At 72.9% G+C, this 26,719-nt stretch carries 29 protein-coding genes; 13 read left to right on the top strand and 16 right to left on the bottom strand.

Going from position 1 to position 26,719, the window contains the following annotated elements; all coding sequences use genetic code 11:
- Positions 1 to 11: 11 nt before the first annotated feature.
- Positions 12 to 740 (bottom strand): SDR family oxidoreductase, encoded by a 729-nt coding sequence (locus tag KBX71_RS23390; protein WP_210820063.1) that lies wholly within the window; start codon positions 738 to 740, stop codon positions 12 to 14.
- 159 nt (positions 741 to 899) lie between these two features.
- Here KBX71_RS23390 and KBX71_RS23385 point away from each other — a divergent pair, with 159 nt between their 5' ends.
- Together KBX71_RS23385 and KBX71_RS23380 are read left to right on the top strand one after the other, a co-directional pair.
- Positions 900 to 1,361 (top strand): peroxiredoxin, encoded by a 462-nt coding sequence (locus KBX71_RS23385; protein ID WP_307787889.1) that lies wholly within the window; start codon positions 900 to 902, stop codon positions 1,359 to 1,361.
- An 83-nt stretch (positions 1,362 to 1,444) separates the two neighbouring features.
- Positions 1,445 to 2,128 carry a hypothetical protein gene (locus tag KBX71_RS23380; RefSeq protein ID WP_196923105.1) on the top strand — a complete coding sequence of 228 codons (684 nt, stop codon included), beginning with the start codon at positions 1,445 to 1,447 and terminating at the stop codon, positions 2,126 to 2,128.
- A gap of 6 nt (positions 2,129 to 2,134) precedes the next feature.
- Here KBX71_RS23380 and KBX71_RS23375 read toward each other — a convergent pair whose 3' ends face one another.
- Positions 2,135 to 2,587: a MarR family winged helix-turn-helix transcriptional regulator gene (locus KBX71_RS23375; protein WP_210820062.1), complete on the bottom strand. Its 453-nt coding sequence runs from the start codon at positions 2,585 to 2,587 to the stop codon at positions 2,135 to 2,137.
- A gap of 96 nt (positions 2,588 to 2,683) precedes the next feature.
- Between KBX71_RS23375 and KBX71_RS23370 the strand changes: the two genes are divergently transcribed.
- Positions 2,684 to 3,130, top strand: a complete 447-nt coding sequence (locus KBX71_RS23370) for a hypothetical protein (protein WP_210820061.1) — start codon at positions 2,684 to 2,686, stop codon at positions 3,128 to 3,130.
- A gap of 235 nt (positions 3,131 to 3,365) precedes the next feature.
- Here KBX71_RS23370 and eis read toward each other — a convergent pair whose 3' ends face one another.
- The 3 genes from eis to KBX71_RS23355 all read right to left on the bottom strand — a co-directional run bounded on the left by eis (position 3,366) and on the right by KBX71_RS23355 (position 7,140).
- A complete protein-coding gene (eis, locus tag KBX71_RS23365) occupies positions 3,366 to 4,547 on the bottom strand; it encodes an enhanced intracellular survival protein Eis (RefSeq protein WP_210820060.1) in 1,182 nt (393 codons plus the stop codon).
- 167 nt (positions 4,548 to 4,714) lie between these two features.
- Positions 4,715 to 5,713 carry a cytochrome d ubiquinol oxidase subunit II gene (gene cydB / locus KBX71_RS23360; protein ID WP_210820059.1) on the bottom strand — a complete coding sequence of 333 codons (999 nt, stop codon included), beginning with the start codon at positions 5,711 to 5,713 and terminating at the stop codon, positions 4,715 to 4,717.
- Between the two features lie 14 nt (positions 5,714 to 5,727).
- Positions 5,728 to 7,140: a cytochrome ubiquinol oxidase subunit I gene (locus KBX71_RS23355; protein ID WP_196926674.1), complete on the bottom strand. Its 1,413-nt coding sequence runs from the start codon at positions 7,138 to 7,140 to the stop codon at positions 5,728 to 5,730.
- A gap of 152 nt (positions 7,141 to 7,292) precedes the next feature.
- On the opposite strand from KBX71_RS23355, the gene KBX71_RS23350 reads away from it, so the two are divergent.
- The 6 genes from KBX71_RS23350 to KBX71_RS23325 all read left to right on the top strand — a co-directional run bounded on the left by KBX71_RS23350 (position 7,293) and on the right by KBX71_RS23325 (position 12,734).
- On the top strand, positions 7,293 to 8,066 hold the full coding sequence (locus KBX71_RS23350; protein WP_210820058.1) for a 1-acyl-sn-glycerol-3-phosphate acyltransferase: 774 nt from the start codon (positions 7,293 to 7,295) through the stop codon (positions 8,064 to 8,066).
- Positions 8,067 to 8,119: 53 nt separating this feature from the next.
- The gene (locus KBX71_RS23345) at positions 8,120 to 8,962 is read left to right on the top strand and encodes an SDR family oxidoreductase (RefSeq protein ID WP_210820057.1); all 843 of its coding nucleotides are present in this window, start codon (positions 8,120 to 8,122) and stop codon (positions 8,960 to 8,962) included.
- A 62-nt stretch (positions 8,963 to 9,024) separates the two neighbouring features.
- On the top strand, positions 9,025 to 9,600 hold the full coding sequence (locus KBX71_RS23340) for a hypothetical protein (RefSeq protein ID WP_210820056.1): 576 nt from the start codon (positions 9,025 to 9,027) through the stop codon (positions 9,598 to 9,600).
- A 181-nt stretch (positions 9,601 to 9,781) separates the two neighbouring features.
- Positions 9,782 to 10,549: a glycerophosphodiester phosphodiesterase gene (locus tag KBX71_RS23335; RefSeq protein ID WP_210820055.1), complete on the top strand. Its 768-nt coding sequence runs from the start codon at positions 9,782 to 9,784 to the stop codon at positions 10,547 to 10,549.
- 17 nt (positions 10,550 to 10,566) lie between these two features.
- The gene (locus KBX71_RS23330; protein ID WP_210820054.1) at positions 10,567 to 11,961 is read left to right on the top strand and encodes an MFS transporter; all 1,395 of its coding nucleotides are present in this window, start codon (positions 10,567 to 10,569) and stop codon (positions 11,959 to 11,961) included.
- Between the two features lie 56 nt (positions 11,962 to 12,017).
- Positions 12,018 to 12,734, top strand: a complete 717-nt coding sequence (locus KBX71_RS23325) for a thymidine kinase (protein WP_210820053.1) — start codon at positions 12,018 to 12,020, stop codon at positions 12,732 to 12,734.
- Positions 12,735 to 12,796: 62 nt separating this feature from the next.
- Here KBX71_RS23325 and KBX71_RS23320 read toward each other — a convergent pair whose 3' ends face one another.
- Entirely contained in the window at positions 12,797 to 13,645 is an 849-nt protein-coding gene (locus KBX71_RS23320; RefSeq protein WP_210820052.1) for a hypothetical protein, read from the bottom strand.
- Positions 13,646 to 13,834: 189 nt separating this feature from the next.
- Between KBX71_RS23320 and KBX71_RS23315 the strand changes: the two genes are divergently transcribed.
- Entirely contained in the window at positions 13,835 to 14,371 is a 537-nt protein-coding gene (locus tag KBX71_RS23315; RefSeq protein ID WP_210820051.1) for a hypothetical protein, read from the top strand.
- Here the strand turns inward: KBX71_RS23315 and KBX71_RS23310 are convergent.
- The 3 genes from KBX71_RS23310 to KBX71_RS23300 all read right to left on the bottom strand — a co-directional run bounded on the left by KBX71_RS23310 (position 14,359) and on the right by KBX71_RS23300 (position 19,223).
- Entirely contained in the window at positions 14,359 to 17,451 is a 3,093-nt protein-coding gene (locus KBX71_RS23310) for a BTAD domain-containing putative transcriptional regulator (protein ID WP_210820050.1), read from the bottom strand. The genes KBX71_RS23315 and KBX71_RS23310 overlap by 13 nt on opposite strands.
- Before the next feature lie 124 nt (positions 17,452 to 17,575).
- On the bottom strand, positions 17,576 to 18,712 hold the full coding sequence (locus tag KBX71_RS23305; protein ID WP_210820049.1) for a low temperature requirement protein A: 1,137 nt from the start codon (positions 18,710 to 18,712) through the stop codon (positions 17,576 to 17,578).
- A 52-nt stretch (positions 18,713 to 18,764) separates the two neighbouring features.
- The gene (locus KBX71_RS23300) at positions 18,765 to 19,223 is read right to left on the bottom strand and encodes a DUF4878 domain-containing protein (RefSeq protein WP_210820048.1); all 459 of its coding nucleotides are present in this window, start codon (positions 19,221 to 19,223) and stop codon (positions 18,765 to 18,767) included.
- A 146-nt stretch (positions 19,224 to 19,369) separates the two neighbouring features.
- Between KBX71_RS23300 and KBX71_RS23295 the strand changes: the two genes are divergently transcribed.
- From KBX71_RS23295 to KBX71_RS23285, 3 genes are all read left to right on the top strand, one after another.
- Positions 19,370 to 21,073 carry an acyl-CoA dehydrogenase family protein gene (locus KBX71_RS23295; protein WP_210820047.1) on the top strand — a complete coding sequence of 568 codons (1,704 nt, stop codon included), beginning with the start codon at positions 19,370 to 19,372 and terminating at the stop codon, positions 21,071 to 21,073.
- A gap of 31 nt (positions 21,074 to 21,104) precedes the next feature.
- Positions 21,105 to 22,268, top strand: coding sequence for a PQQ-binding-like beta-propeller repeat protein (locus KBX71_RS23290; protein WP_210820046.1), 1,164 nt, complete (start codon positions 21,105 to 21,107; stop codon positions 22,266 to 22,268).
- A gap of 61 nt (positions 22,269 to 22,329) precedes the next feature.
- Positions 22,330 to 22,701 (top strand): VOC family protein, encoded by a 372-nt coding sequence (locus KBX71_RS23285; protein WP_210820045.1) that lies wholly within the window; start codon positions 22,330 to 22,332, stop codon positions 22,699 to 22,701.
- A gap of 43 nt (positions 22,702 to 22,744) precedes the next feature.
- Here KBX71_RS23285 and KBX71_RS23280 read toward each other — a convergent pair whose 3' ends face one another.
- From KBX71_RS23280 to KBX71_RS23250, 7 genes are all read right to left on the bottom strand, one after another.
- Positions 22,745 to 23,743, bottom strand: a complete 999-nt coding sequence (locus tag KBX71_RS23280; protein ID WP_210820044.1) for a tyrosine-type recombinase/integrase — start codon at positions 23,741 to 23,743, stop codon at positions 22,745 to 22,747.
- An 84-nt stretch (positions 23,744 to 23,827) separates the two neighbouring features.
- On the bottom strand, positions 23,828 to 24,322 hold the full coding sequence (locus KBX71_RS23275) for a GNAT family N-acetyltransferase (RefSeq protein WP_307847258.1): 495 nt from the start codon (positions 24,320 to 24,322) through the stop codon (positions 23,828 to 23,830).
- Between the two features lie 30 nt (positions 24,323 to 24,352).
- Complete coding sequence (locus KBX71_RS23270; RefSeq protein ID WP_210820043.1) at positions 24,353 to 24,517, bottom strand: hypothetical protein; 165 nt, start codon at positions 24,515 to 24,517, stop codon at positions 24,353 to 24,355.
- A 233-nt stretch (positions 24,518 to 24,750) separates the two neighbouring features.
- Complete coding sequence (locus tag KBX71_RS23265; RefSeq protein ID WP_210820042.1) at positions 24,751 to 25,164, bottom strand: DUF6069 family protein; 414 nt, start codon at positions 25,162 to 25,164, stop codon at positions 24,751 to 24,753.
- A 76-nt stretch (positions 25,165 to 25,240) separates the two neighbouring features.
- On the bottom strand, positions 25,241 to 25,717 hold the full coding sequence (locus KBX71_RS34430; RefSeq protein ID WP_210820041.1) for a MarR family winged helix-turn-helix transcriptional regulator: 477 nt from the start codon (positions 25,715 to 25,717) through the stop codon (positions 25,241 to 25,243).
- A 52-nt stretch (positions 25,718 to 25,769) separates the two neighbouring features.
- The gene (locus tag KBX71_RS23255; RefSeq protein ID WP_210820040.1) at positions 25,770 to 26,285 is read right to left on the bottom strand and encodes a DUF2087 domain-containing protein; all 516 of its coding nucleotides are present in this window, start codon (positions 26,283 to 26,285) and stop codon (positions 25,770 to 25,772) included.
- A 54-nt stretch (positions 26,286 to 26,339) separates the two neighbouring features.
- Complete coding sequence (locus tag KBX71_RS23250) at positions 26,340 to 26,699, bottom strand: MarR family winged helix-turn-helix transcriptional regulator (RefSeq protein WP_256442141.1); 360 nt, start codon at positions 26,697 to 26,699, stop codon at positions 26,340 to 26,342.
- Positions 26,700 to 26,719 lie beyond the last annotated feature (20 nt).

Below are 26,719 nucleotides of genomic sequence, written 5' to 3'. Positions count from 1 at the left end.
TGGAGGCGTGGTCAGAGACCGCCGGAGACGCGCAGCACGGTCCCGGTGGTGTACGAGGCGTCCGGGCCGAGCAGCCAGGCGATGGCGGCGGCGATCTCGTCGGGTTCGCCGGCGCGGCCCAGCGGGATGCGCCCGACGGCGGAGTCGGCGCGGTCGGGCACCCCGGAGTCGGCGTGGATGTCGGTGCGCACGATGCCGGGGGCGACGGCGTTGACCCGGATGCCCTTCGGGGCGAGTTCCTTGGCCAGGCCGACGGTGAGGGTGTCGGTGGCGGCCTTCACGGCGGCGTAGTGCACGTACTCCCCCGGGCTGCCGAGGGTCGCGGCCGCCGAGGAGACGTTGACGATCGCCCCGCCGTCGGTGAGCCGCCGGGCGGCCTGCTGGGCGCAGAGGACGTAGCCGACGAGGTTCACGTCGACGACCCGGCGCAGGTCGTCGACGCGCAGCTCGGTGAAGGGCCCGATGGGGCTGGTGACGCCGGCATTGTTGACCAGGCCGGTGAGCGGGCCGAGCTGAGTGGCCGCGTCGAACAGGGCGCGCACCTGCTCGGGGTCGGTGGTGTCGGCGCGTACCGCGACGGCCTGTGCGCCGGCGGCCCGCAGGTCGGCCAGGACGGCGGTGGCGGCGGCCTCGTCGCGGCGGTAGCACAGGGCGACGTGGTGACCGGCGGTGGCGAGCCGGCGGGCGGTGGCCGCGCCGATGCCCCGGCCGCCGCCGGTGATGACGGTGACGGGTGCCACGGTGCCTCCCGGGAGTCTGACGGCTGCGCGTTGGTCGTGCCGACGCTACCGTGACCGGCGCCGGTGGGGCGTGTGCAGGTCACCGATACGGATCTGGTTGCGCTCTGGGAGTGATCGCTTACGCTCACCGCGCGGTCGATCGGACGATGGAGGTGCGCGGTGGCGGGTGTGGGTGTCGGCGACGTGGTGCAGGATTTCGAGCTGCCGGATGAGACGGGCACGCCACGGCGGCTGTCGGAGTTCCTGGCGGGCGGGCCGGTGGTGCTGTTCTTCTACCCGGGCGCGATGACCCGGGGGTGCACGGCGGAGAGCTGCCACTTCCGCGACCTCGCGGCGGAGTTCACGGCGCTGGGCGCGTCGCGGGTGGGCATCAGCCGCGACACGGTGGCGAAGCAGGCCGAGTTCTCGAAGCTGCACGGCTTCGACTATCCGCTGCTGTCGGACGTCGACGGTGCGGTGGCGCAGCAGTTCGGGGTCAAGCGGCGGGTGCCGTTGGGGCCGTTGAGCATGAAGCGGATGACGTTCGTGATCGGCGCCGACCGGCGGATCATCGAGGTGATCCACAGTGAGGTCAGCATGAACGACCACGCGGATCGGGCGCTGCGGGCGTTGGGCGGCTGAGCGGGCGACAGCCCCGTGCGGCGGGTGTCGCAGTCGGCTGGTATCAAGACAGCAATCAAACAGGTGTACGGAAGAGGGTTGTGATGGATGCCGGCCAGGGTTTGTCCACTAGCGAGGTGCAGAGCATCCGGGAGGCGTTGGCGGCCGGGCGCAAACCGCGGGTGGTGTTCACCGCGGCGGCGGGGCAGATCGCCGGTCAGGTCGGTCAGGTGATCGAGCTGACCGACCCCGAGGTGTCCGACGAGTTCGTGGTGGTGCGCTTCGGTCGCGACGAGTTGCCGTTCTCCCCCGCCGATCTGGCCGTGGCGCCCAAGGGCGTTACTCGTCGGGTGGTGGAGCCGAAGCCGGAGCCGGAGCCCGAGCCGCCCGCGGTGGCCGCGCCGGAGTTCGTGTTGGACACGCCGCGGGTGCCCGCGCAGCGACAGGAGGAGCCGAAGGTGGAGCAGACGGAGAAGCCGCCGGCGCGGCGGGCGGTCAAGGCCGTCAAGCCGAAGGGCCCCGCGGGCCTCACCGTGACCCTGGCGTACGCCGACGGTGAGTGGACCGTCGCGGCGCAGCAGGGCAGCAAGGCCCTCGCGAAGCCGTACGTGGTGAAGCCGGCGGAGGCGTTGAAGATGGTGGCCCTGGTCGACGTGCCGGGAGTGCAGGAGGCGGTGGAGCAGATCCTCGGCACCGAGCGGGCCGAGGCGGAGCAGCAGGCCGAGAAGCTGCGCGCCGAGTTGGCCGAGATCGAGGCCCGGCTGGCGGAGCTGCGCGAGGCCCGCTGAGGCGGGTCAGTGTCGGCTGTGGTGCTGTAGCAGTCGGGTGAGCAGCCGCGTCAGCTGCGCGCGCTCGGTGGCGGACAGCGGGGCGAGCAGGTCGGCTTGGACGCGTTCGACGGTCGCGCCCATCCGGCGGGCCTCGTCGGCGCCGGCGTCGGTGACGCTGATGACGTTGCGGCGGCGATCGGCCGGGTCGGGGGCGCGTACCACGAGCCCTCGGCCGGCCAGGTCGTTGATGGCGGCCACCACGTCGCTGCGGTCGATGCCGCAGCGACGGCCGAGGTCGGCCTGGCTGGCCGCGCCGTCCTCGGCCAGGGTGGCGAGCAGCCGGTAGTGGTAGCCGCGCAGGTCGTGCGCGGCGAAGCCCTCGCTGAGCAGGCGGGCGGCGTGGCTGGCGGTCTGGTTGAGCAGCCAACTCGGGGTGGTGCTGAGCCCGGCGGGTGACTGCGGGGCCGCGTGATCCATGGGCGCAGCCTACCAGGAATCGTTGGCGCGACCCACGATTGGATGTTACGTTGTTGCGGCCAACGTTGGCTCGGCCAACGTATTGAAGGAGGCGTCATGTCCACCGTCCCCACCCTCAACGGCCAGGTCATCGGCCACGCCCACTACGCCACCAGGGCCCTGCTCGAACGGGTCGTCGCTCCCCTCGGCGTCGAGTTCAACCAGTTGCTCGCCCTCAACGTCCTCGCCAACGGCCCGGTCGAACGCGCACAACTGACGCAGCGGATCACCAGCACGCTCAAGGTCGACGAGCAGGAGGTGCAGCGGGTGCTCGCCACCCTCGTCGACGCGAACCTCGCCCAGGCCGACCACCACGCCGACGCGCCACGGCTGCGGCTCACCGACACCGGCCACGCCGTGCAGGCCCGCATCGCCGACGCCGTCGCGGGCATCAGCGCCCGCCTCTACGCGGACATCCCGACCGACGAGGCGAGCGCCGCCGCCCGGGCCCTCACCGTGGTCACCCAGCGCGCCAACGCCGAACTGGCAGCGACCCCAACCTGACCGGCACCGGCCCGTCGACCCCGACCCGACTCGGCGCCGGCCCGTCGGGCGCGACACCCACCGGGGGGCGCGGGGTCGTCCTGCCGGTGTGCCTGCCCCGTGTGCCCCGACTGGGCGCGCAGACCAGTGGCGGTCGCGACCTGTCCAGCGGGTTGCGGAACAGCTCGGTGAGGAAATCCGGCGCGTGGCTCGGTCGTACCGGCGCGTCTGCGGTCCGCGTGTCGGGCCCGTTCGGTCAGAAGTAGTCGAGCAGCTGCGCCGGACCACCGGCGCCCAGCAGGTCGAGGGCGGCCGGGTCGCCGGCGCCGTGCAGCAGGCCGGCCTGCGCGACCGACCGGGCCCGTGCCGCCCCGGCGTACAGCAGCGCGAAACCACGGACGTCCAGCCGCAGATCCGCCTCGCCGTCGACGCGGGTCAGCTCGGCGGCGCCGTCGGCGACTGCCAACCGCCAGGTGCCGGTGTTCCACTCGGCGAGCGGGTCGGTGAGGCCGAAGTCGACGACGCCCCGGGTGTGGGCGGGCCACCCCCGTGCGCTGACCGCCAGGGCGACGTCGACCGGCCGGTGCATCCACAGGTCCCGCTCGTGCTCGCGGGCCGACTCCAGTGGCAACTGGATGCTGACGGCGTCCCCGTCGAGCGGGCACAGTCGTAGGGTCGGCGCGACGCTTGCCCAACTGCCCAGCACACCGACGAGTTCCCCGGCGGCTTCGGCCGTGACGGCCAGGGCCTCGTCGATGGTGAGCACGGAGTCGGCCCCGTAGCCCCGACCCCGCTGCCAGGTGGCGTAGCCGACCAGCTCGCCGTCGGCCTCGACCAGGGTGACCCCGTCGCCCGGCAGGCCGCGGTCGGCGGCGTCGAAAAGCCCGCCCCGGCGGGTCAGCATGCCGTTGCGGTGCCGGGCGACCGTCTCGTACAGGGCGCCGACGGCCGCCAGATCGGCGGTCGTACCGGCCCGGACGGTGAGGTGCGACGCGGGTCGGTGTCGGGGCAACGCGGCGGTGGTCAGGTCGACGGTTCGCAGCACCCCGGCGGACTCCCACCCGCAGGCCCGGTAGGGGGCGGCGACGGTCGGGTACAGCACGCTGATCGCCGCCCCACGCTCGTGGGCGCCGCGCAGCAGCCCGGCGAGCAGGGCGCGAGCCACGCCACGACCCCGGGCCTCGGGGGCGACCGCCACCCCGGCCACGTCAGCGGCCGGCACCGCCCGCCCGGACCACCACTGGTCGTGGTGCAGGTCGACGGCCTTGCCGACGAGCCGACCGGTGTCGTCGAACGCGCCGTAACGGGTCAGGCCGGGCACCGGGGCGGACGCGGGCGCCGGGCGCTGCGGGTCGGAGCCGAACGCGAACCGACCCAGTTCCCAGGCGGCGTCGAGGTCGTCCGCGGTGAGTTCGCGTACGTGCACAGTGGCGGGCATCGGCAAACCGTAGCCGCACGACCCCTCGCCGACCGCCCATTTATCGCCAGCACCCCTCCCCCGCCGACCGGCACGCGATCTTGCACTTTCTGTCGCGACAGAAGAGGGCATTACGTGGATATCGGCAACCGAAAGTGCAAGATCGGCGTAGGAGGAGCACCCGTCGGTCAGTGCTGGGGGATGTTGGCCACGCCGATGCGCTTGCGGAACACCCAGTACGTCCAGCCCTGGTAGGCCAGCACCACCGGGGTGAAGATCACCGCCACCCAGGTCATGATCTTCAGGGTGTACGGGGTGGACGCCGCGTTGGTGGCTGTCAGCGTGCCGGTCGCGTCCAGGGTGGAGGGCAGCACGTTCGGGAACAGCGCCGCGAACAGGGTCGCCACGGCCAGGCCGATCGCCACGGCGGTGCCGGTGAACGCCCAGCCCTCCCGGCGTACCCGGGCGGCGGCCAGCGCGCCGAGCAGGGCGAGGGCCGCGCCGACGGCGAACACGACGGCGGCCGCGCTGGATCGGATGGTCAGCGTCCAGGTCAGGAACCCGACCGCGAGCACGGCAGCGCCCACACCCAGGCGCACGGCGAGCGCGCCCGCGCGCTCGCGGATGTCGCCGGTGGTCTTCAGGGCGAGGAACACCGCGCCGTGGGTGAGGAATAGCGCGAGGGTGGTCGCGCCACCCAGCAGGGCGTACGGGTTGAGCAGATCCAGCAGTCCGCCGACGTACTCGTGGTCGGCGTCCAGCGGCACGCCGCGCAGGATGTTGGCGAAGGCGACGCCCCACAGGATCGCCGGCAGCAGCGAGCCGACCACGATCGCCGTGTCCCAGCGGCGTTTCCAGGACGCCTCGGGGCGCTTGTGCCGGTACTCGAAGGCGACTCCTCGGGCGATCAGGGCCAGCAGGATCAGCAGCAGCGGCAGGTAGAACCCGGAGAAGAGGGTGGCGTACCACTCGGGGAACGCGGCGAACATGGCGCCACCGGCGGTGATCAGCCAGACCTCGTTGCCGTCCCAGACCGGACCGATGGTGTTGATCAGGACGCGGCGTTCCCGGTCGTCGCGGCCGAGCACGGGCAGCAGCATGCCGACGCCGAAGTCGAAGCCCTCCAGGATGAAGTACCCGGTGAACAGCACGGCGACGAGGAGAAACCAGATGGTGGTCAGTTCCACGATGGGCTCCGGGATCAGTAGGCGAAGGCGAGCGGGCGCTCGGCGTCGTCGGTGTCGTCGGTGGGGGGTTGCTCGCTGACGTCCGGCACGCCGGCCTTGGCGTAGCGCAGCAGCAGCTTGACCTCGATCACGGCGAGGGTGGCGTAGATCAGCGTGAACGCGGTGAACGAGGTGAGCACCTCGGCCAGCGAGACGCTGCGGGACACCCCGTTGCGGGTGAGCATCTCGCCGAACACGATCCACGGCTGGCGGCCCATCTCGGTGAAGATCCAGCCGAAGGAGTTGGCCAGCAACGGCAGCACCGGCATGGCCAGCCCGGCGCGCAGCAGCCACCTGCTGCTCGGGGTGCGGCCCTTGCGCTGGCTCCAGAGCACCAGCAGGGCGATCGCGCCGGCCGCCATCCCGAAGGCGATCATGAAGCGGAAGCTCCAGTAGGTGACCGGGATGATCGGGGTGTAGCTGCCCGCCCCGTACTGGGTGGCGTACTGGGCCTGCAGGTCGTTGATGCCGTGCACGGTGCCGTGCGGGTCGCCGGTGCCCAGGTACGACAGCAGGTACGGGATCTTGAGGGCGAACACCTCGCGGCTGCCGTCGAGGCTGCCGATGGTGAGCACGGAGAACGAGGCGGGGCTCTCGGTGGTGTAGAGGCCCTCGGCGGCGGCCATCTTCATCGGCTGCACATCCGTCATGATCTTGCCCTGGATGTCGCCGGTGAACAGCACGGCGGCGGAGGCGACCAGGACCACCCAGGAACCGAACTTGGTGGCGAAGCGGTACGCGCCGGTGTCGGCGGAGTCGCGGTTGCGGATGACGTGCCACAGGCCGACGGCGACGATCAGCGACCCGGCGACCAGGAACGAGCCGGCCAGGGTGTGCGGGAAGGTGATCAGGGCGACCTTGTTGGTCAGCACGGCCGGGAAGTCGGTCAGTTCGGCGCGTCCGCTGTCGGGGTTGATCCGGTAGCCGACCGGGTTCTGCATGAACGAGTTCGCCGCGAGGATGAAGTACGCGCTGAGGTTGGTGCCGATCGCGGCGGCCCAGATGCTGGCCAGGTGCGCCCGCTTGGGCAGCCGGTCCCAGCCGAAGATCCACAGGCCGATGAATGTGGATTCGAGGAAGAACGCGACGAGCGCCTCGATGGCCAGGGGCGCGCCGAAGACGTCGCCGACGAAGCGGGAGTAGTCGCTCCAGTTCATGCCGAACTGGAACTCCTGCACGATGCCGGTGACCACGCCCATCGCAAAGTTGATCAGGAACAGCTTGCCGTAGAACTTGGTGAGCTTGAGGTAGCGCTCGTTGCCGGTGCGGTGCCACATCGTCTGCAGGATGGCCACCAGCACGGAGAGGCCGATGGTCAACGGCACGAAGAGAAAGTGGTAGACGGTGGTGACACCGAACTGCCAGCGGGCAACGTCCAACGCGTCCACCTGAAAACCCCCAACCATCCGTACTACGAGACGTAGTAAATACTACTGCTCGTCGTAGAAGGTGGGGCGGCCGGCGCCGCCCCGGGATCAATGACCCTGATCACCCGACCCGCCCTCGCGACCCCGTGACCGCGTGCGACGATGGCGCGCTGATGGACACCGCACACACCACCTGGCAGCCGCCGCTGATCTGGCGCGCAGCCCTTCTGCTGACCCGGGGCCTGGTCGGCCTGCTCGCCCGACTCGAGGTCACCGGCGACGTTCCGGCGCACCTGCGTCGCGGCCCGCTGGTGCTGGCCGCGAACCACATCAGCCCGTTCGACCCGGTGGTCATGGCCGCCGCCTGCCAGACCCGCGGCATCGCCCCGCGGATCATGGCGACCGCCGGGCTGTTCCGCGTCCCAGTGTTCGGCGCCGGCATGCGCCACGCCGGGCACATCCGGGTCGACCGGGGCAACAGCGCCGTACACCGGGCCCTCGACGACGCCGCCACGGCTGTCGCCCGCGGCTCGGTGATCCTCATCTACCCCGAGGGACGCATCGGCCTGGATCCCGGCCTGTGGCCCGAACGCGGCAAGACCGGCGCCGCCCGACTCGCCCTGGCCTGCGGCGCCCCGGTCGTCCCGGTCGCCCAGTGGGGCGCGCACGAGGTGTTGCCCTACCAGACGCCGCGCGGAATGCTGCGCGGCATCGCCCGCTCGCTGTGGCGCCGACCCGTGATCCGGGTGCACTTCGGCACGCCCGTCGACCTGGCCGAGACGGCGGCCGTCAACCCCGGCGCGGCCCGCCGGGCCACCGACCGGATCATCGACGCGCTCACCGACACCCTCGCCCCGCTGCGCCCCGACGAGCCGGACCTGCCCCGCCACGTCGACCCCGGCCGCCCCAGCGACCTCAGCCGGGCGCACCGTCGCCGTTCGGCCTGAGGTCGGCGCCGAGATCGTCCAGCCTGGGCAGTAACGCCACGAAAGAGGAGATCATGAGCGAGCAGACGGTGCTGATCACCGGCACGTCCACCGGCATCGGCCTGGAGATCGCGCTGGGCTGTGCGCGGGCCGGCTGGCGAACCGTCGCCACCATGCGCGATGTCGGCCGCTCCGGCCGGCTACGCGCCGCCGCCGATGCCGCCGGGGTCGCCGACCTGATCGACGTACGCCCCCTCGACGTCACCGACCCCGACTCGGTGACCGCCTGTGTCGAGGAGGTGGTCGACACGTACGGCCGGCTCGACGCGGTGGTCAACAACGCCGGTGCCGGGCATGTCGGCACCCTGGAACAGGACAGCGTCGACGACGTGCGGGCCGTCATGGAGGTCAACTTCTTCGGCGTGCTGCACGTCAGCCGGGCCGCCCTGCCGCACCTGCGAGCCCGCCGGGGCCGCCTCGTCACCGTCTCCAGCGTCGGCGGGATCGTCGGTCAGCCGTTCAACGAGGCGTACTGCGCCGCGAAGTTCGCCGTCGAGGGGTACATGGAGTCCCTCGCCCCGCTCGCCGCCACCACCGGCGTGCGGGTGACCCTCGTCGAGCCGGGCGCGGTGGCCAGCGAGTTCGTCGCCAACATCGGTATCGACGCCGACGCCACCAGCGCCGACGCCCGGGTGTACGCACCGGCGCTGCGCGCGTACCTCGCCCGCACCGGGCAGGCGTTCGCCGCTGCGCAGTCCCCCTCCGAGGCGGCGGCGGTGGTGGTCGCCGCGCTGGCCGACCCGACGCCGCCGGTGCGGGTGCAGACCTCCGACGGTGCCCGGCAGTTCGTCGGAGTCAAGCTCGCCGACCTCGACGGCTCCGCCGTGGCGCGGATGACCGGGGGCTGGCTGGCCTGAACCCCTGAGGTCTGCACGACGCCGGGTCGGCGGTGCCGCTGGGCGACGGGGACAATGATCACGTGTCGCGCCGTAGTCTCGTCCTCGCCGCATTGGTGCTCGTCGTCGTCGGCGGGATCGGCTACGCCGGTCTGCGGATCGAGCACCACCACGCGAAGGATCAGCGGGACCTCGCCGACCTGACGCGACCGTCACCGTGGCCTCGGGATCAGCTGCTGATCCCCGACGATGTGACCCGGCCCGGCACCGTCGGCTGGCTCGATCGCGGCGGCCTCGACATCGCCTACCCGCTGCGTACCGCCGACGGCCGGGCCGTGCCCGTGCTCTGGCGGTTGCGCGTGCCGCAACCCGCGACCGGGCTACCCGATGGCGTCGACTGCGGCTCGCCGCGGCTGCGCACCTGCACCGACCTGGGCGGCGGAAGCACGCTGGTCGTGACTCACGACACCGACAACAGCGACCCGTCCATCGCCCTCTACCGCACCGATGGCGCCAAGGTCCGCGCGATCGAGGTGCAGGGGCCGGACCCGGTCGAAGTCGACGAGTTGACCGCCGCGCTCACCCGCGCCCACCGCCCCAGCGACGCCGATCTGCTGGACCTGTTGCGCCACGACGGCTACCAGACCGACTGGAGCTGAGGCCGCGCCCGGCCCACCCTCTCGCGGTCTTGCACCTGCCGTCCCGACATAAAGAACGTTCCACGCGTATCCACGACCGAAACTGCAAGATCGGCGCGGTGGGCGTGGCACCCGGTGCCACGGGCCTGATTTTCGCCGGCGGGCCATCCGCGCTCCACCAGCGGCGGGCATACTGCGTCGCGTGTTGACCCGACTGGGCTACCTCGACGCGCCCGCGCCACTGGCGTTCGCCCACCGTGGCGGCGCGGCCGAGGGCGACGAGAACACCACCGAGGCGTTCGCCCGGGCCATCGGGATGGGCTACCGGTACGTGGAGACCGACGTGCACGCCACCGCGGACGGCGTGGCGGTGATCTTCCACGATCCGACGCTGCGCCGGGTCACCGGTGAGGCGGGGCGCATCGCCGAGATGAGCTGGGCCGATCTCGCCTCGGTACGCGTCGGCGGCGCTGCCGTCGTACCCCGGCTCGACGAGGTGTTGGGCGCGTGGCCGCAGGTCCGCTTCAACATCGACGTGAAGGCCGACGGCGGCGTCGAGCCGACGGTCGCGACCGTGACCCGGGCCGGCGCCGGCGGTCGGGTGCTGCTCGCCTCGTTCAGCGACGCCCGGCTGACCCGGCTGCGGGCGCTCACCGAGGGGCGGGTCGCCACCAGCCTGGGCATGCGCGGCGTCGCCCGGCTGCGGCTCGCCTCCCTGCACGGGCGTCCGCTGCGGCTGCCGCCGTCGGTGGTCGCCGCGCAGGTGCCGCCAAGCTACCGGCGGGTGCCGGTGGTGGACCGCCGTTTCCTCGACTACTGCCACCGCATCGGCCTGCAGGTGCACGTCTGGACGATCGACGAACCGGCCCAGATGCACGAGTTACTGGATCGTGGCGTGGATGGCATCATGACCGATCACGTCGGCGTGCTGCGCGACGTCTACCGCAGCCGCGGCCACTGGGCCGCCTGAGCGTCGAAGGACCCCCGATGGCCGAAACCGCGACCCCCGCGGTGTATGACACCCCGCCTCCGGCGAGCACTCGCCGGGAGCGGCGCGGCTGGTACATGTACGACTGGGCCAACTCCGCGTTCCAGAGCACCGTCATCACTGTGTTCCTCGGTCCGTTCATCACCACCGTCGCGGAGTTGGCCTCGGGTTGCGAGTTGGGCGCGGACACCTGCGACGGGTACGTGTACCCGCTGGGAATCCGGGTGGCGGCGGGGTCGTACTACCCGTACCTGATCTCGCTGTCGGTGTTCCTCACCGTGTTCGTGCTGCCGGTGATCGGGGCGATCGCCGACCGGTCGGCGCACAAGAAGCGGCTGCTGGGCGGCGCCGCGTTCACCGGCGCCGGCGCGACCATCGGAATGATCTTCGTCACCGGCGACCGCTACCTGCTCGGCGGGGCGCTGTTCCTGATCGCCAACATCTCCTTCGGTGCGGCCCTCGTGGTCTACAACTCGTTCCTGCCGCAACTCGGTGGCCCGGACGAACGCGACGGCATCTCCAGCCGCGGCTGGGCGCTGGGCTACCTGGGCGGTGGCCTTCTCCTGGCGTTCAACCTGGTCGCGGTCACCCTGTTCAGCGAGGACGACAACCCGCAACGCACCCTGGACCTGGCCCGCTGGTCGATCGTCTCCGCCGGGGTGTGGTGGGCCGTGTTCACCCTCGTGCCGCTGCGCTGGCTGCGGGAACGCCCCAGCGCGGCGGCGGCGCTGGCCCGGCAGGGCAACGTGCTCACCGACGGGTTCCGGCAGCTGGGCCGCACCCTGCGGGAGATCAAGGCGTACCCGTTGACGCTGTTCTTCCTGTTGGCGTTCCTGGTCTACAACGACGGCATTCAGACCGTCATCACCCTGGCCAGCCAGTACGGCACCGAGGAACTGCGGCTGGGGCAGAGCACCCTGATCACCACCATCCTGCTGGTGCAGTTCCTCGCCTTCGGGGGCGCGTTGGGTCTCGGCGCGTTGGCCCGGCGCATCGGCGCCCGCAAGACCGTGCTGATCAGCCTGGTCCTCTGGACCGGTGTGATCATCGGCGTGTTTCGGCTGCCGGCCGAGGCGCCGGTGCCGTTCATGGTCCTCGGCGCGGCCATCGGCCTGGTCCTCGGCGGCAGCCAGGCGCTGAGCCGGTCGCTGTTCAGCCAGCTCATCCCGGCCGGGAAGGAAGGCGAGTACTTCGGTTTCTACGAGATCAGCGACAAGGGCACCAGCTGGCTCGGCCCGCTCGCCTTCGGCCTGGTGTTCCAACTCACCGCCTCGTACCGGGTGGGCCTGGTCTCACTGCTGGTCTTCTTCGTGGTCGGGTTCCTGCTCCTCGCCGCCGTGCCGATCCGCCGTGCCATCGTGGCCGCGGGCAACACCCCACCCCGGGTGCTCTGAGCACCGGTCCCGCGCCCGACCGAATCGGGCCGATCAATGGGCTAGGCTGCCCGACCGTGACCGACGACGCCGCCACCGCCCCTACCTGCCTGGCCCACCCGTTCCCCGGCCAGCCACACGCCCCGGCCGGGTGCGCGGCCGCGCGCGGGCTCGACGGGCGTCCGGTGCACGCGGCGGCGTTGAAGTTCTTCTGGGGGCCGATGGACTGCGGCAAGTCCACGATGGCGTTGCAGATGAACTACAACCACGCCCGGCAGGGCCGGCGCGGGCTGGTCACCACCCGCATCGACAGGTCGCTGGGCCCGCAGGTCACCACCCGCATCGGCCTGGCCCACGAGGCCATCGAGGTCACCGATGACCTGGACCTGCGGGCCCTGGTGCGCGGCCGGTGGGCCGACGGGGTACGCGTCGACTACCTCATCTGCGACGAGGCGTGCTTCTACACGGTCGAGCATGTCGAGCAGATGGCCGAGCTGGTCGACAGCTACGACGTCGACGTGTTCGCCTTCGGCCTGGCCACCGACTTCCGGTCGAGCATGTTCCCCGCCGCACAACGCCTGTTCGAGCTGGCCGACGAGGTGGCCCGCATCCAGGTCGAGGTGCTCTGCTGGTGCGGCCGCGAAGGGCTGCTCAACGCCCGTGTCGTCGACGGGCGGGTCGTCCGCGAGGGCGCCCAGGTCGTCATCGGTGACACCGTCGACACCGCCGAGGTGCGCTACCAGGTGCTCTGCCGCCGGCACTACCGCAGCGGCGACCTCGGCCCCCGCGACTGAGCCGCCGACGCGGTTGCCGGCCGCCCCCTGCGTGGGGACGGCCGGCCCTGGTGCGGGTGGATTCAGCCGACGCAGACCTGCTGCGCCCTGACGTTCCACCCCGCGGCGTACGCGACGATCTCCCGTCCGGTCGACTCCGCGCTGTCCAGCGCCGCCCTGGGCAGCAGGGTCGCCACCGAACCGGCCCCGGTGAGCCCGGTCAAGACCGCACCGACCCCCGCGGTCTGCGACCCCGCCGCGCAGACCGGCGTGGTCACCGACTTTGGCGCGTTCGCGTTGAACGCGCTCGTCGCCTCGGTCAACGCCATCGCCGGCAGCGGGGTGCCGCAGAACGCCTGGGTCTGCAGGGTGAAGTTGCCAGGCGCGCCGAACACGTACGCGGTGCTCGAGACCGAGCCGAGCGCCGAGGTAAACGCCAACTCGTCGATCGCCACGGCGGCGTTGGCGTTGTCGATCCGGTACCCGCCGCCGAAGGTCTTCTTGCCCGCCGGGCAGACGGCGGTGATGCCCACCTTGTCGAGGGCGTTGTTGACCGACGTGGTGGTCACCAGTTGCAGGCCGGCCACCGCCCCGGCCGGTGCGCAGACCGCGAACGCGTCGACCGACCAGGGCACGTTCGTGGCGTTGGCCTCCACGCCCAGCACGGTCACCGTGTGCAGGGTGGCGTCGGCGTACACGCGGGTCATCAGGACGTCACCCTGACCGTCGTTGATGCGCCCGCCGGCGCCGACGACCTGATCGGCCCCGTTGCACGAGATGGGCATCGTCTTGGCGTTCGTCGCGTCCAGGACGCTTGTGGCGGCGACCCGGTACAGGCCGACCGACGCCTGCGCCGGGGTCGCCGGTACGAGCAACGTCGTGGCCGCCGCCATGCCGGTCAGCACTGCCAGACCAGCCAGTTTCCGCTTCATTGGATTTCCCTCCGCACTGCCTCGTCGACTGTCGACGACGGCTGTGGGATCAGACTCCGCACGGTCGTCAGGAGGGCGTCAGCAGCGCGTCGTACTGACGCCACGATGACGTGCGGCTGCGACCCTGCGCCTGACGTCATCGTGGCGTCGCCGGGCTCCGGACGGAGCCCACGAACAGGAGGTTCCATCATGCGTACCCGAGCGTCGGCGGCGGCGGTAATGGCCGCCCTACTGCTCAGCGCCGGTCTGGTCGGCGGCGGCGCGGCGCACGCCGACCCGAACGCGAACCCGTGCGCCAGCACCGACGGCGACCCGATCATGGGCACCGAGGGCGACGACATCATCTACGGCGGTGGCGGACCCGACGAGATCTACGGGCTCGGTGGCGACGACATCATCTACGGCGGCGGTGGCGTCGACACGATCCACGGCGGCTGGGGTGACGACACCATCTACGGTGAGGGCTGCGGGGACTTCATCGCCGGCGGCGGCGGCGCCGACCTGCTCGCCGGCCTGGAGGGCAACGACGTCCTCTCCGGCTCCCACGGCGCCGACCTGCTGATCGGGGTGGCCGGCGACACCGTCACGGGTGGCACCGGCGGCGACACCCTCGACGGTGGGCCCGGGGAGGACACCTGCGCGGAGGACGACGAGGTCGACCTCGGCGCGATCTTCTACTCGTACGTGCAGACCGACGCGGGCAGCGTGAACTTCTACAGCTGCTGACCGGCCCGGCCGCGCAGCACACCCGGATCCGGGGGCGGTGCGTCGATCACGCGCATCGCCCCGGACCACCTGTCGAACGCCCGGCGGGCCTCACCGTGCCGGCCGGCGCCGACGAGCGTCCCGACCAGCGCGCGGTGCGCCCACTCGTCATAGGAGTCGGCGTCGAGCAGCCGGACCAGGGTGGTGGCGGCCCGGTCGGCGTCACCGTCGCGCCGGTACAGGCGGGCGAGTTCGCGCAGGGCCCGCAACCACACCGAGCGGGTCTGTTCCCGCAGCCCGTCGGCCCAGTCCTCGTACGGCTCGTCGGCGAAGGCGTCCCCCCGGTAGGCGGCGTCGACCTCGGCGAGCAGCTCACGGGCCCGCGCCGGGTCACCGTCGCGGGCGACGCGCTCGGCCCGGGGGACGTCGGCGAGGAGGCTCTCCGCGTCGACGACCACCCGGGTCAGGTCGACGCGTACGCCGGTCAGGTCGGCGCGGACGTACCGGTCGGCGGGCCACCGGCGGGGCGGGTCGAGCACGGCACGCACGGCGGACAGCAGCACCGACAGGCGGTGCGCGGTGCGCCTCGGTTCGTCGTCGGGCCACAACAGCTCACACAGTTCCGCCCGCCCCATGGCACGGCCACGCCGGGCGACGAGGATCTTCAGCAGCGTACGGGCCTGCCGGGACCGCCACGCCGGCAGCGGGACCTCCTGCCCGCCGACGACGACCTCGAACCGGCCGAGCACCCGCACCTCGACGGCATCGCTGCCGGCGGAGGTCTCGGACAACTGGCGCCCGTCGACCGTCTCGACACCGAGCGCCACCAACCGGTCCGCGGCCACCTGCGCCGCCGACCGCTGCGCGCCGTCGGCACCCGGGACGCGGCCGAGCAGGACGGTGATCTGCTCGGCGGCCGGACCCGCGCCCGCCGCCTGCCAGATCTCTGCGGCCTCCAGCAACGCGGTGCGACTCGCCTCCGGCTCGGCGGCGACCGCGGCGGTGAGTTCCAGGGCCTCCGCCAACGCGTCGGACTGACGCCCGGCCCGGGCCGCGCCGACCGCTTCGGCCGCCCGCCGCCGGGCCACCCCCAGATCACCCCCGGCGTACGCCACCCAGCCCGTCGCGACGAGCGCGGATGAGAGCAGGTACGCCGGCGCGAGACGGTGCGCCTCGTCGGCGGCGGCGCGGGCGGCCGTGAGGTCGGCGTCCACGCCCTCGCATTGCAGCCGAGCCAGGCCGACGAGCGCCGGAATGAGCACCTGCAGGTCTCCCACGTCGCGGGCCAGCTCCGCCGCCTCGGTGAAGGCCGCCAACGCCTCCTCCCGTCGGCCGAGACGGCGAGCGACCTCGGCGATCCCGTAGACACCGGCCGCCGCCCGGCGCAGTCCCAACCGTTGCGAGACCGAGGTGGACCGGCTGAAGTGCAGCGTCGCCTCGTCGTAGCGCCCCAGCCGCAGCAGCGCCTCACCGGCGTTGTGCAGGGCGGTCACCAGCACACCCGGCGGGCCGGCGAGTTCCGCCGCGCGGACGGCCCGCACGGCGGTGGCCAGCGCCGACGGGTAACGGGCCTCCCGCAGCAGGCAGTGCGCCTGGTTGACCAGGACCCGCGCCTGCTGGACCAGGTCGCCCGCGCGTTCCGCCGCCGCCAGGGCCTCGGCGAGGTGCCCGTCGCGGCGGGTGCCGGACGAGGTCAGTGCCGCCGCGATGTGCGCCGCCGCCAGCGGGGCGTCCTCGGTGAGTTGCTGCGCCACGGCGAGCGCCCGGGTCCCGGTGGTGATGGCGTCCTCGACCTGGCCGAGCTGAGCGAGGGTGCTGGCGCGCCAGGCCAGCACCAGCACGTCGTCGGGGCCGGGCGGGGTGGCCGGCGCCTGTGTACCGACCAGGTCGAGCACGGCCAGGGCGCCGGCATAGTCGGCACGCAGGTACGGCACCATCGCCGCCCGCCAGAGCAACCGTGCCGGCCAGCGACGGTCGCGGTCCGCCTGCGCCAGCAGTGGGGCGAAGGCCCGTGCCGCCTGGGTCACCGAGCCGGACATTCGCAGCGCCTCACCGTGGATCAGCCGGATGTCGGGGCTCTGGTCGGCCTGCGGTAACGCGTTTACCAGGTCGGTGACGTCCGGCGCCCCGCCGGCGGCGAGCATTTCCCCGCCGTGGCGTGCGATCAGGTCGGCACACCGGGCGGTGTCCCCCGCGTCGTGCAGGGCTCGGGCCGCCGCCAGCGGGTACGCGTTGGCGAGGTACCAGTCGGCGGCGGCGTTCCGCCCACGGCGTTCTGCGGCTTCGGGCCGGCCCGGTTGCTGCGCCAACACCTCGGCGAGCACCCGGACCAGGTGAAACGTTGGCGGCGTGCGACCGGGCCGCCGGCGGGGGTGGACGACCAGCAGTCCGGTACGGGTCGCCCAGCGCAGCGCCTCCGCGGTGCCCTCGGCGGCGGCGTGACCGTCGACGGCCGCACACAGCGGCGCGCTGATCGGGTCGAGGTCGTGGACGCGACCGAGCAGGCGCGCCACCGGTGCGGGCAGGTCGGCGAGGACCTCGTCGCGGGCGAAGTGCCCACCCGCGGTGCCGGGCTCGGTCAGGGCGGCGAGCAGTTCCCGCCGGCCGACGCCCTGTCGGCCGAGGGCGTCGCCGGCGAGGTGCACCCACGCTGGCCAGCCGGCGGTCAGTTCGTACACCAGGTAGGCCAGGTCGCTGTCGGGCACCGCGTGCTCGTCGCGCAGGATCCGGGCGACTGCGTCCCGGCTGAGGGCGAGCGTTTCCGGCCCACGCTCGACGACGGGTACGGCGCAGGCGCTCAACGCCGCGGCGGTGAGCGGTTGCCGGGCGGCCAGTGTCACCGCCGGCTGACCCGGCAGCGCGGTCAACAGGCGAACCAGGGCGAGTTGGTCGTCGGCGGTGAGCGCCGACACCTCGTCCACCGCGACCCGTTCCAGGGGCTGCGGGCTGGCGTGTGACGCCGCCCCGATCAGGTCGGTCGCCCGGTGGCAGGTTGTCGGTCCGTCGCCGCCGATGGTCTCCAGGGCGGTGGTCTTGCCGTAGCCGGCGGCGGCGACAAGCATCAACCATCGCTGTGGCCAGGTCTGTTGCGCGGTCGTCATCGGGTCGCCTCCGCTCGTCCGAGCACTGCGGAAGGTCACCCGGAGGGCCGGTGACCCACGCTAACCATCCGCCGGCCCGCCGACTGTGCCGTTGTCCTAGAACCGACCCGACGCGGCCGGACGGTCAGGACGGCTGCCGGGCGGCGGCCCGCACCCGGAACCGGTCGGTCAGGATCACGGCGACCGTCACCGCCAACGCCACCGCGGCGCACACCGCGACGGGCACCTTTAGCCACACACCGACCGGCATCAACGCCAACAGGACCACCACCGCAGTGACCCGGCTGGTCGGCAGGGTCCGCCACAGCAGCGCCTTGTAGGCGGCGTGCCCGGCCAGGAAGAGGGCGGGACCACCGAGGGTGAGCAGCACGTCGACAGTGGTGGCCGGTGAGCCGGGCTCCCGCAGCAACCGCTCGTCGGCCGCCGACGTGACGACGACCCCGGCGACGATCACCGGGTGCAGGAAGTTGAAAGCGACTCTGCTCAACGCGCCGGTGCGCTCTCCGGCGTGGGCGAAGACCTCCGTGGCGGCCGGGGCCGATCGGGCGAAGTAGACCCACCACAGCGCCACCGAACCGCCGAACGCCAGCAGGAACGCCCCAGTCGTCACCAGGTCCACGTGCGACGTGAGGGTGCTGCCGGTGACCAGGATCGACTCCCCCAGCGCGATCAGGACGAACGCCGCGCACCGTTCGGCCAGGTGACCGCCCTCCACCATCCACCGCTCGGGTCGGCTGCGTCCCCGCCCCGGCAGCGGATAGCCGATCGACAGGCCGATCACCTCGATCACGATCACCGCCGCCCACACCGCGTCCCGGGCGGCCCCGCCGACCAGGCCACCGAGGACCACGAGCACCGACGTCCCGGCGATCCACGGCAGCGACTGCTGAAATCCGGCCACCAGCCACGGGCTGCCCTGCACCGCCCACAACGCGAACAGGGTGCGGCCCACCTGCACGACCACGTAGACCAGCGCGAAGAGCAGGCCGGTCGAGCCGAACGCCTCCGGAATCGCCGCCGACAACAGCAGGCTGCCCAGCCCCACCCCGATCAGCATCGTCCGTACCGGCCCCTGGTCCGGTTGCAGCCAGTTGGTCAGCCAGGTGGTGTAGACCCAGACGAGCCACACCAGCGCCAGCAACAGGCCGGTACGCCCCGCACCCCGCCAGTCCAGGTGCGCCAGCAGGTAGTGCGACAACTGGGTGATGCTGAAGATGAAGACGAGGTCGAAGAAGAGCTCCGTGGAGGTGGTCGGCTGCACCCCCTCACGTGGTCGCAGCAACTGTGGGCGTGTCGGAGCGGCGACCGGGGGCCTAGAAGGGGTCACCGCACACCCGCCAGTTCCCGTCCTCGCGGACCACCGGCAGGCGACGTTCCTCGCTGATCCCGCCGTCGCGGGTCACCTTCACGGTCACCGTGCCGTGCGGTCGTCCGCTGCGGGTGGCGACCGACACGTCGGTGATCTCGTAGTCGGTGACCATCGGCGGCGTCCGCACCCAACTGGTGAAGCCGATCGCGCTCCACCGGCTGCGGGCGTCCTCGCAGAGCCGCTCGTACGCCCGGTCGCTGTCGCCGAGGGCCACCTCGCTGAGGAAACCGTCGGCGGTCTCCCGGATCGGGCCGGCGGCCTGCCGGACGGTCTGCAGGTTCCAGGCGCCCAACCCGGCCACCCCGACGCAGCACAGCGCCACGCCGAACCCGGCGAACGCCAACCCGGTGCGCATCGGGCGGTGACGCCGGGACGGTCTGCTCCACGGCTGGCCCGCACCCACGACTACCGACCGTAGAGAACCTGCTCACGCCGACGGGCGACAAGCCGGAAACTGGGTGTGCCCGACGGGCGGGTGTGCCCTGTTCGCGGCGGCTCCGCATCGTCTACCGTCGGCGCACATCCCCGAGCAGTGCCAGGAGCCGATCGATGAGCCGCTTCGTGCAGCCGGTACCACCCCCCGTCGACCCGTACGCCGGCGATGGAATGCTGCGGTCCTGGCTGGAGCGTCACCTCGGCCCGGGCGGGCACGCCGCCGCGAAGGGCCGCCTCGCCGACCTGGCCGCCGACGTCACCGGGCCGCTGCGCGCGGCGCACGCCGACGCGGAGGCGCACCCGCCGACGCTGGTCCGCTACGACGCGTGGGGCGCCCGGATCGATCGCATCGACACCTCCGCGGGTTGGCAGGCGCAGCGTGCCGCCGCCGCCCGACACGCCGTGGTGGCGCTGCCCTACCTGCCGGGCGCCCGGGGCACCTGGGGTGCCGCCGCGCGGGTGGTGCAACACGCCCTGCTGCACCTGTACGGGCCGGAGTCGGCGACCTTCTCCTGCCCGGTGGCGATGGCCGACGGGGCGGCGGCGCTGCTCAGCATGCCCGACGTCGACGCCACGGTCCGCGACGCGTGGCTGCCCCGGCTGATCTCCACGGAGCCGGCCACGGCGATCACCAGCGGGCAGTGGATGACCGAAGCGCAGGGCGGCTCCGACCTGGGCCGCTCCAGCACGATCGGTCGACCCGCGGCGGACGGTTCGTGGCGGCTGACCGGGGAGAAGTGGTTCTGCTCCGCCGCCGACGCGGCGATGGCGGTGGCGTTGGCCCGGCCGGAGGGCGCCGGGCGGGGCAGCCGGGTGCTCGCCCCGTTCCTCGTTCCCCGGTACGCGGTCGACTCACCGCTGACCGACGGCCCAGCGCCGGGCGCACCCGCACCTGGTGTCACAGTGCACCGCCTCAAGGACAAACTCGGCACCCGGGCGCTGCCCACCGCCGAGATCGGCCTGCGTGACGCGTACGCCCTGCCGCTGGGTGACCCGACGGTGCCCGGTCTGGTCCGGGCGATGACCCTGGTCGTGGTGACCCGGGTGCACAACGCGGCGGCGGCGGCCGGCGGGATGCGACGGGGTCTCGCCTACGCCCGCGCGTACGCCGACGTGCGGCACGTCGCCGGCGGCCCGCTGGCGTCCTCGCCCCTGCACCGGGCCACCCTGGGCACCCTCGCGGTCGACGCGGCGGGCGCGTTCGCCCTGGCCGGTCACGCCTTCGCCCTGCTCGGTCGGGTCGAGGTCGGCGCCGACCCGGAGGCGGCGGCGGAGCTACGCATCGTGGCGCCGTTGGCGAAGCTGGCCACCGGCCGGCTCGCCGTCAGTTCCGCCAGCGAGTACGTGGAGAGCTTCGGCGGGGCCGGCTACGTGGAGGACACCGGCGTGCCCCGCCTGCTGCGCGACGCCCAGGTGCTGCCGATCTGGGAGGGCACCACGAACGTGCTGGCCCTGGACGTGCTGCGCGCGCTGGCCCGGGAGGACGCCGGGGCGCCGCTGCTGAGCCGGCTCGCCGCCGCCGTCGACCTGGCTCGGCCGCTGTCGCCGGTGCTGGCCGACACACTGGCCACCGCCGCGGCGCGGTTGGAGGAGACCATTACGGCGGTGACCGTCGACCCGGGTGCGTCGGCGGTGCTCGCGGGCGCCCGTGGTCTGGCGTTGCGTCTGGCGTACGCCCTGACCACCGCGTTGCTCGTCGAGCACGCCGCGTGGGGTGACGAGCAGGCGGAGTTGGCCGCCCGGCTGTGGGCGCGCCGCTGGCTGCGGCACGAGGAGATCGCCGAGGACGCCCACCACCACCTGGAACTGCTCTGCTGAAACGGCCGGCGCGAGCGGACGGGTGGCGCGGATGTCGGTGCTGATCGAGCTGGGTGACGACCGGGGCGCGCCCCTGGACGAGCACCGACCACCGCTGCGGCTGTCCCGCCGGTGGCGGGTGGCGGTGCTGGTGGCGGTCTGTGCGCTGCTCGGCGGTGCCGCCCCGGCCGCGCGGCTGACGCCCGAGGTCGCGCTGGCGGTGCCCGCCCGGGCAACCGTGCTCGGCGCGGGGCCGCTGCTGCTGGTCGTCGACCCGGACTCGAACCCGCCGACGTTGAGCGCCTACGACGCGGCCGCGCCAGGCGGCCCGCCGCGGTGGCGGGTCACCGTGCCACCCGCCGCCGGATGGTTCGCCGAGGTCGCCGGTGACCTGCTGCTGCTTGTCGAACGCGACCAGGCGCGCGGGGCACGGGTGACCACCGCGCGGTCGATGCGTACCGGCCAGCCGCTGTGGCGGCGACCCGAGCGGGTGTACGCGGTCGGGGACGCGGCGGTCGCGGTGAGCGAGGTGCGCAGCGCCTCCGAACCGGGACGGCGGGTCGAGGGCAGCGTGCACTTTGTCGAGCCGGCGACGGGCGCGACCCGATGGTCGGTCCCGGTGCCTTCCACGGCGGTGCTGCTGGCGCTGCCGGGGCAGTTGCTGCTGGTGCAGGACAACGGACTGGCCCGGCTGCTCGACGCCCGTGACGGCACTGAGAGCGGGCGGGGACGGCTTCCGCCGGCGAACTATGGCCCGGACAATCCGCAGGTCGTCGGCGATCACCTGGTGCTGCGCCATCCGAGCGGCGGCGCGGTGGCGCTGACCGGGTACGACCTACCGGGGCTGGCACCGCGGTGGCAGGCGCCGGCGGACCCGGGTGAGCTGACCCTGCGGCCCTGCCAGGGCCTGATCTGCGGGCAGGACGAGCAGGGACGCTGGGCGATCGACGCGGCCAACGGGGCGCGGGTGTGGACGTGGCCGGCCGGGGCGCGCTGGCGCACGGTGGCGGGCCCCCGGGTGCCGGCGGAGCCCCTGGTGGTGCTGGGGATGGCGGCGGACGGCAGGCGCTCCCTGGTCGCCACGCTGGGACGCGACGGTCGTCGGGTGTCCACGGTGCTTCCGGCGGGTCTGACCGACTGCCGACGGGTCGGCACCGGCCTGATCTGCCGCGACGGCACGGCCCGCATGACCTTCTGGCCCCTCGACGCCCCCTGAACCCCTCTCCTTGCCGGTGTCGCGGGCCGGAGTTGTCGGGCCCCGGCGGCATACTGCCGGCGTGACAGCTTCTGCAGACCTCGCGATGGTCAACCTCGACAGTTCCGATCCCGCCGGCCACGCCGCGTTCTACCACGAGGCGCTGGGCTGGGAGGTCACCCACAGCCAACCGGAGTACGCGATGATCAGCTCCGGTGGCGTCTCCATCGGCTTCGGGCTGGTCGAGGGCTACCGACCGCCCTCCTGGCCGGACCCGGCTGGCGACCAGCGCTACCACCTCGATCTCTACGTCGACGACCTGGCGGCGGCGGAGGAGAAGTTCGTCGCCGCGGGCGCGTCGAAGCCGGCCTTCCAGCCCGGCGGTGAGCGCTGGGTGGTGCTTCTCGACCCGATCGGGCAGCCGTTCTGCATCTGCCCCCGCCCGCAGGGCTGACGCCGCAGGCGCCGCTCAGCCGCGGCAGCGCAAAAGGCGATGCTCAGCCGTGACGCCGCGACCGCGCCGCCCATACCGCGTAGGCCGGGTCGCGGTCGAGGTTGTGCCGGTCCCGGTCGTAGCGGCGGGTGGTGCGCGGGTCGGCGTGCCCCATGGCGTCCTGCACGTCCTCCAACGGCACGCCCTCCGAGCGGGCGGTGGTGGCGAAGGCGTGCCGTAGCGAGTGCGGGGACAGCTTCGCCCAGGCGGGGATGCCGGCGGCGCGGGCGAGCCGCCGGACCATCCGGAATACCGAGTGCCGGTCCAGCCGGGCACCGCTGGCGGTGACCAGCAGCGGGCCGGTGAGCTGCGGCACCGGCACGCCGGTGGTGGCGGCCCGTTGGGCCAGGTAGGCGTCCAGGGCGTGCCCGGTGCCGGGGGTGAGGGCGCGGCGGCGTTGTTTGCCGCCCTTGCCGATGAAACGCACGCTGCGGTGGCCGCGTTCGGTGCCGAGGTCGGTCAGGTCCAGCGAGATCAGCTCGCCGACCCGCAGACCCAGGTCGGCGAGGAGCGCGAGCGCCGCCCGGTTGCGTACGGCGGTCGCGCTGGTGTCCGCGTCGGCGGCGGCGAGTAGGGCGTCCACCTCCTCAGGGGTGAGCCCGACGGTGGCGGAGTGGTCCCGGTCGACGCGGGGGCGGTCAGCGCCCGAGACCGGGTTGGCCGGCACGGCGCCCAGTTTGACCAGGAAGTCGTACCAACTGGACAGCGCCGAGAGTCGACGCGCGACGGTCGCCGGGGTCAGTGGGCGGCCGCTGCGGGCGCCGACGCTGCTCTCCAGGGCACGGGCGTACTCGTTGACGTGCAGGAACGTGGCCCGCAGCGGGTCCAGGTCGCGGTCGGCGCACCAGCGCACCCAGCCGGTGACGTCCCGCCGGTAGGCGTCGCGGGTGTGCTCGGACAGGCGCCGGTTGCGCAGCCACGCCTCGGTGACCTCGACCGGCCCGCTCGGCAGCGCCGGTGGCGCGGGCGGACGGGCGAGCACCGGAGCGTCGGGTAACACCATGTGAAAAAGGCTCTCAGCCTCGGGTGGGATCGGCGTGCAGGCGCGCCGATCCCACCCGTCGCGGTCGGCGTACGAACCTCACAGTCAGGACAGCCGCTTTTCAAACCAGTGTTCGGCGTAGGGGCCCTGCGAGTACGCCGGGATCTCGGCGTAGCCGTGCCGGGCGTACAGGGCGCGGGCCTCGACCAGGTCGTGCCGGGTGTCGAGCCGGATCCGGTCCGCCCCGGCCGCGCGGGCGTACTCCTCGACGGCGGCCAGCAGCGCCGCGCCCCCACCGGCGCCGCGATGCTCGGAGCGGATGAACACCCGGGTCAGCTCGGCCCAGCCCGGTTGCCAGCGCAGCCCTGCGCAGCCGGCCAGGTCGGTGCCGTGGTGCGCGAGCAGGAGAAGCCCGCTCGGCGCGGCCAGATCGTCGCTGGGCAACTCGGCCAGGGCCGCGTCGACCTCGCCGGGCAGGGCCGGGCGACGGTGATAGCGAACCACCATCTCGGTCATGTACTCGCGCAGCAGCAGCACCGCGTCGGGGTGATCGGGCCAACTGGCGCTGGTCGTCCAGGTTGGTCGGGCGGTGATGGTCACCTGTTGATCATCACTGCCCGGTCAACGGCATTACCTCGACGGCTCGCCGACGCGCAGGCGCGGCCGGTCGGCCAGGTCCCGCAGCAGTTGCCGGTCGTGGGCGACGACGACGGCGGCACTCGTGCCGCGGATGGCCGCAGTCAACTCCTCGGCCAAACTCGACGACAGGTGGTTGGTCGCTTCGTCATCAGTCATGCACGAAGGCACTACTCAAGGTCTGACCGGGCCAAACGCCCGCCGACGGGGAGACCTCCCGCGTCACCTGTGGAGCTGATGTCGCAAACGATTCAGCTCCAAAGGACCTGACCACGATCTCCCACTCACCCACGCCTGTCGCTCTGCGTGCAACACCGTTGCTGACAGCTTCGGGCGATCGTCTTCGTGGGCGCGACACGAGGTGCCCGCGGGTAATTCCAGAGTGCGGTTGGTTACCGGCGAGGGCGGGGCAGCAGGGTGATCAAGGCGACCGCCACGGCCATGTGCGTCGCGCCGAGGACAAGCTTGGCGCCACCGGTGGCCTCGACGCTGAGCAGCGGGAAGAAGGACAGCACCGTCACGACGATGGCGACCGAGATCCAGACCGGTCGTGCGACCCGGGTGGCGAACCGCTCCAGGAGCGCCAGCGCCGCCCAGCCGAGCAGGGCGGCCCCCAGGGCGACAGTGACTATCGCGCCGGCACCGATGACCGTGGCGGGCTGGCCGGGGCTCTCGACGGTGTAGTCGACTCCGGCCAGCGCGCCGATCGCCCAGATGACCAGGCAGGCCACGACGGCGGCGGCGACACCGAGGGCGCGACGGCGCAGTGGGGAGGGGGCGGGGGTCGTGACGGTGGCAGCGCTCATGACGGCTCCTCGTTCAGGGGAAGCGAACGAGTACGACCGTAACAGATAGTCTTGTCCGGAACTATCTTTCTCGGTACTAACAGCCGGAGCGGGCCCCCGGCGCGTACGGGGAGGTGTTGGCCAGTGGTCCGCTCACCAGCGCCAGGAGCGCCCGCAGGAACACCTCCCGGTCCTGCTCGGGCAGGGTCGCGAGCAGGTCGCCCTGGATGCGCCGAACCACCTGTTGCGCTTGCCGCAACACCTGCTCCCCCGCCGGAGTCACAGCGACCAGCCGGGCACGTCGGTCCGTCGGCACCGGACGGCGCTCGGCCAGCCCGGCCCGCTCCAACTGGTCGAGCGTCACGACCATCGTGGTCTTGTCCACACCGCACCGCTCACCGATCTCCCGCTGGGTCAGATCACCGGTGCGGGCCTGCGCCAGCACGTAGTGCGCCCGCGGCGAGATGCCCAGCTCGGCCAGCCCTGCGGCGTGCTCGGTCTGCAACGCGTGGCTCGCCCAGGAGAGCAGGAACAACAGGTCCGGCGGGCCGTCGGAGGGCGTGCAGGAGGTCATGCGCCGAGGCTAGCAAGATCCTCCGCGACGGGACGATTCGCGCGGCGAACGATCAGAGCCGCTGGTAGACGCCGTGCTCACGGGTGAGCAACTGCTCGTCGATCAGGTACCGGCGCAGCGTCGCGTGATCCGACCCTCCCGCGGCGCACCACGGCTTGAGCGCGTCGTCGACGGCCCGCTCCGGATAGCGGGTGCCCGGCTCGAACGACTGCTCGGCGATGTGCGCCAGCAGGACCCGCCGTCGCCCCCGCTGCGCCGGCAGGCCCACCAGGACGTCGCCCCGCAGGAAGGTCCGCAGCACCGGGTCGGCGCCGGGGTCGGCGTCGTCGGCCGGGCGGCTGTCGCGCGCGGTCGCCCGCAGCGACGCGTCGTCGGCCGAGAGCGCCCCGTCCGCGCCGGTCACGAGGCCCGCGTCGGTGAGTCGGCGGACCCCGGTGAGCACCACCCGCGCCGGCAGGCCGGCCTGCGCGGCGACCTCGCTCGCGCTTGTCGCACCCAGCACGATCGCCGCGAAGATCCGTCGCCGTCTGTCGTCGGCCAGGGCTCCGGCCAGCGCATGCGCAGTCACGCCGGTCACCCTTCCATCGGCGGTACGCGGGCCGCCAGGCGTTTTTCGGCGTGCTCAGTCGGTCTTCGGCGCGCCCGGCGGCTGTTCGGCGACGAGCAGCACCCGGCGCAGCAGGTCGGAGAGGTGTCGCCGTTCGGTCGCGGTGAGCACGCCGAGCAGGCGGTGCTCCTCGGCACCCTGGACCTCCAACGCCCCACGCCACGCGGCCTGACCCGCCTCGGTGAGCTCCACGTCGACTCGACGACGGTCGACTGTCGACGGAATGCGGCGCACGAAGCCCCGCCGGAGCAGCGCGTCCACCCGCGCGGTGATCGAGGCGGGGGCCATCGTGAGGTCCGCGGCGAGGTCCGAGGGTGCCGCCCGGCCCCGGCGGCCGGCCAGGGCGTGCAGGGTGTCGTACTCGTGGGCCGGCAGGTCGAGGTCGACCAGAACCT

It is taken from the genome of Micromonospora sp. D93, assembly GCF_018070365.1.
GTDB lineage: Bacteria > Actinomycetota > Actinomycetes > Mycobacteriales > Micromonosporaceae > Micromonospora > Micromonospora ureilytica.
The sequence above is the reverse complement of the archived record's forward strand: the minus strand, read 5'-3'. Positions and strand labels throughout refer to the sequence as shown.

Excerpts from the sequence above, each read along its gene's own strand:
- KBX71_RS23380 (WP_196923105.1), top strand. The coding sequence starts at position 1,445 with ATGGATGCCGGCCAGGGTTTGTCCACTAGCGAGGTGCAGAGCATCCGG.
- KBX71_RS23375 (WP_210820062.1), bottom strand. The coding sequence starts at position 2,587 with ATGGATCACGCGGCCCCGCAGTCACCCGCCGGGCTCAGCACCACCCCG.
- KBX71_RS23370 (WP_210820061.1), top strand. The coding sequence starts at position 2,684 with ATGTCCACCGTCCCCACCCTCAACGGCCAGGTCATCGGCCACGCCCAC.
- eis (WP_210820060.1), bottom strand. The coding sequence starts at position 4,547 with ATGCCCGCCACTGTGCACGTACGCGAACTCACCGCGGACGACCTCGAC.
- KBX71_RS23350 (WP_210820058.1), top strand. The coding sequence starts at position 7,293 with ATGGACACCGCACACACCACCTGGCAGCCGCCGCTGATCTGGCGCGCA.
- KBX71_RS23345 (WP_210820057.1), top strand. The coding sequence starts at position 8,120 with ATGAGCGAGCAGACGGTGCTGATCACCGGCACGTCCACCGGCATCGGC.
- KBX71_RS23330 (WP_210820054.1), top strand. The coding sequence starts at position 10,567 with ATGGCCGAAACCGCGACCCCCGCGGTGTATGACACCCCGCCTCCGGCG.
- KBX71_RS23320 (WP_210820052.1), bottom strand. The coding sequence starts at position 13,645 with ATGAAGCGGAAACTGGCTGGTCTGGCAGTGCTGACCGGCATGGCGGCG.
- KBX71_RS23315 (WP_210820051.1), top strand. The coding sequence starts at position 13,835 with ATGCGTACCCGAGCGTCGGCGGCGGCGGTAATGGCCGCCCTACTGCTC.
- KBX71_RS23310 (WP_210820050.1), bottom strand. The coding sequence starts at position 17,451 with ATGACGACCGCGCAACAGACCTGGCCACAGCGATGGTTGATGCTTGTC.
- KBX71_RS23295 (WP_210820047.1), top strand. The coding sequence starts at position 19,370 with ATGAGCCGCTTCGTGCAGCCGGTACCACCCCCCGTCGACCCGTACGCC.
- KBX71_RS23290 (WP_210820046.1), top strand. The coding sequence starts at position 21,105 with ATGTCGGTGCTGATCGAGCTGGGTGACGACCGGGGCGCGCCCCTGGAC.
- KBX71_RS23280 (WP_210820044.1), bottom strand. The coding sequence starts at position 23,743 with ATGGTGTTACCCGACGCTCCGGTGCTCGCCCGTCCGCCCGCGCCACCG.
- KBX71_RS23270 (WP_210820043.1), bottom strand. The coding sequence starts at position 24,517 with ATGACTGATGACGAAGCGACCAACCACCTGTCGTCGAGTTTGGCCGAG.
- KBX71_RS23265 (WP_210820042.1), bottom strand. The coding sequence starts at position 25,164 with ATGAGCGCTGCCACCGTCACGACCCCCGCCCCCTCCCCACTGCGCCGT.
- KBX71_RS34430 (WP_210820041.1), bottom strand. The coding sequence starts at position 25,717 with ATGACCTCCTGCACGCCCTCCGACGGCCCGCCGGACCTGTTGTTCCTG.